The organism is Streptomyces sp. NPDC001093, assembly GCF_040298985.1.
GTDB lineage: Bacteria > Actinomycetota > Actinomycetes > Streptomycetales > Streptomycetaceae > Streptomyces.
Genome location: NZ_JBEPBF010000265.1, coordinates 1 through 3837, shown reverse-complemented (window position 1 = coordinate 3837; position 3837 = coordinate 1). Strand labels below are relative to the sequence as shown.

At 71.8% G+C, this 3837-nt stretch carries 5 protein-coding genes; 3 read left to right on the top strand and 2 right to left on the bottom strand.

The window, feature by feature from the left end:
- The 3 genes from ABT288_RS49620 to ABT288_RS49610 all read left to right on the top strand — a co-directional run.
- The coding region (locus tag ABT288_RS49620; protein ID WP_351623402.1) for a LuxR C-terminal-related transcriptional regulator at positions 1-1741 on the top strand (1741 nt) is incomplete at its 5' end.
- A gap of 150 nt (positions 1742-1891) precedes the next feature.
- Positions 1892-2743 (top strand): alpha/beta fold hydrolase, encoded by an 852-nt coding sequence (locus ABT288_RS49615; protein ID WP_351623401.1) that lies wholly within the window; start codon positions 1892-1894, stop codon positions 2741-2743.
- Between the two features lie 102 nt (positions 2744-2845).
- Positions 2846-2983, top strand: coding sequence for a hypothetical protein (locus ABT288_RS49610; RefSeq protein ID WP_351623400.1), 138 nt, complete (start codon positions 2846-2848; stop codon positions 2981-2983).
- Here ABT288_RS49610 and ABT288_RS49605 read toward each other — a convergent pair.
- Together ABT288_RS49605 and tpg are read right to left on the bottom strand one after the other, a co-directional pair.
- On the bottom strand, positions 2958-3218 hold the full coding sequence (locus ABT288_RS49605; protein ID WP_351623399.1) for a hypothetical protein: 261 nt from the start codon (positions 3216-3218) through the stop codon (positions 2958-2960). The two genes, ABT288_RS49610 and ABT288_RS49605, sit on opposite strands and share 26 nt — an antisense overlap.
- Before the next feature lie 131 nt (positions 3219-3349).
- The coding region (gene tpg, locus ABT288_RS49600; protein ID WP_351623398.1) for a telomere-protecting terminal protein Tpg at positions 3350-3837 on the bottom strand (488 nt) is incomplete at its 5' end.

Sequence of the window (3837 nt, the reverse complement as noted above, 5' to 3'; positions counted from 1 at the left end):
GCGCACGCTGGACGGCGCCGGGCACGCGCACCGCCGGGCCTGGCATCTGGCCGCGGCGGCGACCGGACCCGACGAACTCGTGGCCGCGGAACTGGAGCGCGTCGCCGAGTGGGCCGGCAGCCGGCAGGCGATGGCGTCGGCATCCGCCGCCTACGAGCGCGCCGCACAGCTCACCTCGGACCCGGCGCTGCGATCGAGGCGTTTGATCGACGCGGCCCAGCGGGCCAGTGAGGCCGGACAGGACGAGCGCTGCGGCGCCCTCGCCGACCAGGTGCCCCAGCCGCTGCGCGACCCTGGCATGGCAGCCGACTTCGCCCGGGTGCGGGCCGTCGTCGAGCTCGGCTTCGGCAGCCCGGCGCGAGCCGCACGGATCCTCGCGGAGAGCGCGGACGCGACCGCAGGGCCGCGTCCCGACAAGGTCCCCGTGCTGCTGACGGACGCGCTGCACGCGGCGATCGCCGCGGGGGACGCGAAGCTGATTGAACAGATCGCGGCTCGCTCGCCCCGTTTGCCGGTCCTCGCGGTGCCGGCGGGCCTCTTCGCTGCCGATGCGGCCGTCTCGTGCGAGGAAGGTCAGACGGCCCCGAGCGATGCGCCGACCGTCCCCGATGTCCGCGCAGTGCAGGGGCCGCTTCGAGAGCTGGTGACCGCCTGCGATCGCGCCCAGGTCGGCCTGATGGACCAACTGATGACCGGGCACTACTGCCATTTGCTTGCCGACGACACGACCGCGCACCGAATTGCCGGCGCCGCCGTGGCGCACTGCCGTGACCGCGGCGTCGGCGGTTGGCTGCCCACCGCACTCCACCTGCTCGCCCGGGTGGAACTCGCGCTCGGCCGACGCGAAGAGGCCCGGACACACGCCGCCGAGGCGCTGCGGCTCGCCGACTACTACGACCTGCACCACCGGGTCGCCCACCTGCGCGCCCTGCGCGCCGTGCTCACCGCCGCCGGCGGTGAGGAGGACCGCACCTGTCAACTTGCCGACCAGACGCTGGAGTACACGCGCCCACGCGGCGTCGGCCGCGCTACGGCCGACGCGCTCTGGGCGCTGGGCCTGCTCGACCTCGGCTCCGGTCAGGCCCAGCGGGCCCTGGACCGGCTGGAGTCGGCACGGGACGCGGCCGGCCACCCGCTGATGGCCCGCCATTTGCTGCCCGACCTGGTCGAGGCCGCTGTGCGGGCCGGCCTCCCGGAGCAGGCCAAGGCACCCGCGCAGGCACTCGCAGCCTGCGCGGACGCCCTCGGACAGGCCGCAGTCAGCGCGCAGTCCCGCCGCTGCCGGGCCCTGACCGCCCCGACTCCCGGAGCCGAGGAGCACTACCTCGCCGCCCTTGACCTGCACCCGGCCGACGACAGCTTCGAGCGGGCCCGCACCGAACTGCTCTACGGCGAATGGCTGCGCCGACAACGCCGCAAACTCGACGCGCGCGACCGGCTGCACGCCGCGCTGGAGCGCTTCGACCAGGTGGGCGCGCAACCATGGGCACGCCGGGCCCGGACCGAGCTGCGGGCAGCGGGCGAGCACCACGACCCGGCGCTCACCGCAAACTCGCCGCTCACACGGCTGAGTCCACAGGAGCGCGAGGTCGTGCGACTCGCCGCGACCGGCGCGACCAACCGGGAGATCGCCACCCAGCTCCTACTGAGCCCGCGCACGGTCGGGCACCACCTCTACAGGGCCTTCCCCAAGCTCGGGATCGACTCCCGCACCCAACTCGCCGCTCTGCTCTCCAGGTAGCCGCCGCGGTCAAGCCCTTACCCTCCCGATTCGAAACACGCGTCCCCACGATGACGCATGACCGTGTCCTGGCTTGCCTCCCGTGGCGCAATGATCAACATGAACGGGAGCGCCTTGCGAAGATCAACAACCGAGTGGAAAGCTCGCAGCATGCCAACTTTCTCCTCCTACGACGGTGCCGACCTGGCCTACCACCTCATCGGCGAGGGCGAGCCGCTGATCTGCCTGCCCGGCGGCGCGATGCGCGCCTCGGAGTACCTCGGCGACTTCGGCGGGCTGTCCGCCCACCGGCAGCTGGTCCTGCTCGACCACCGCGGCACCGGCGATTCCCCCGAGCCCGCCGAGATCGAGAGCTACCGCTGCGACCGTGTCGTCGCAGACGTCGAGGCCCTGCGCGCGCACCTCGGGCTGGAGAAGGTCGACCTGTTCACCCACTCGGCCGGGGCGAACCTCGGCGTCCTCTACATGCAACGCCACCCCGAGCGCGTCGCGCGCCTCGCGCTGATCACGCCGGGGATGCGGGCCGTCGGGATCAGGATCGACGAGAGCAGCCTCGAGGCCGCGACCTCGCTGCGTAAGGACGAGCCCTGGTACGACGAGGCGATTGGCGCGTTCCGCAGGGACTGGAACGATGAGGGGTCCGCCGAGGACGCCGCCCTGGCGGGCCCGTTCTGGTACGGCCGGTGGGACGAGATCGCGCAGGAGCACCATGCCACGCGCGCCACGCAGCTCAACGGTGACGCCCGCGTGGCGCACTACGCCGAGGGCGCGTTCGACCCTGAGGCGACGAAGGCCGCAATCGCGGGGCTCGAGATCCCAGTCCTGATCCTGGTCGGGGAGCTCGACTTCAGTCCCAGCCCGGCGCTCGCGAAGCAGCTCAGCGAGCTGTTCACGGACGGCTGGGTGCAGCTCGTCGTACAGCCCGGGGCTGGGCACCACCCCTGGCTGGACGACGCCGCCTGGTTCGGCGACGTCGTCACGCGCTGGCTCGCCGAGAGCTGACCAGCCCTTCAGCGGATCCCGGTCCGCTACCGACTCAGCCCTCGTCCAGCTCCGGCGACGCTATCGACGCCGGGGCCGTTCGCTCTCGGCACTTGGCCCGAGGTGGTCCGCGTCTACGACACCCAGGCCGGGGCCGCCGCCGAGATCGGCCACGAGGCGGCCGCCGCCCGCGAGATCGACATCCTCGCCGTACGCGGCCTGGGCCTGCTCGCGCTCAACGACTCCCTGCTGCGCGCATGAGACGCAGGTGGGTGGCTGCCGGGGACAGGCCGTCGAACGGCAACGGAGAGCCGGATCCGGAGCGCAGCCACGCCACCGTGTCCACCACATCGGAACGAAACTGTCCGATGAACGCCATGTTGTCGTCGCAGGTCAGCCATTGACCCGCGGCCCAGAGGTCCACCCGGCGCAGCGAGAGCTCCCACTCGCCGACCTCAACGGCGGACCTGCTCTTGTCTCCCAGAACTACGGTCACGTCGGGGACCCTGACAGGCCCCGCGATCATCCGCAAGCAAGGCGATGGGTGCGCTTCCGTTCAAAGGAACCGCACCCAAAACGTTTTGGCCTCGCCAGCCGTAGATGGCGAGGCCAAGAGGTTCCCGGTGGCTACAGTTCGATGCCGATGTCCTCGATGTCGGTGAACTCCACGCCCAGGCCGTGGGCGCGCGTGTGGTTGGCGCGGAAGTACATCTGGGCGAGGCCCTCGGCCGCGATCTGCTGGAGCTGGCCTTCGGTGGCGCCCTGTTCCCGGGCGGTGAACAGGCGGTCCGCGAATTCGGGCGGGAGGGCTTGGGTGATGTCGCGGATCCGGGCGTCGTCGGTTGTACCCGGGGCGGCGGTGAACCCGAAGCGGGCGCGGGTGGAGACGACCAGGCCGGCGGTGGTCGCGGCCTTCTTCTTCGCCTTGGCCCTGACCTGCGGCTGCCACCGCTTCTTGACCTCGCAGTTTATGCGCTCGCGCAGTTCCCGGCGGGGGCGCTTGAGCGTGCCGACCACGTACCGCTCCACGGTGCCCTGGGACACCCCCAGCAGCTGGGCGACCGCCTTGGTGCCCTTGAGCTGCTTGACCAGGTACTTCATCTGTGCCTGGGCGC

Excerpts from the sequence above, each read along its gene's own strand:
- ABT288_RS49615 (WP_351623401.1), top strand. The coding sequence starts at position 1,892 with ATGCCAACTTTCTCCTCCTACGACGGTGCCGACCTGGCCTACCACCTC.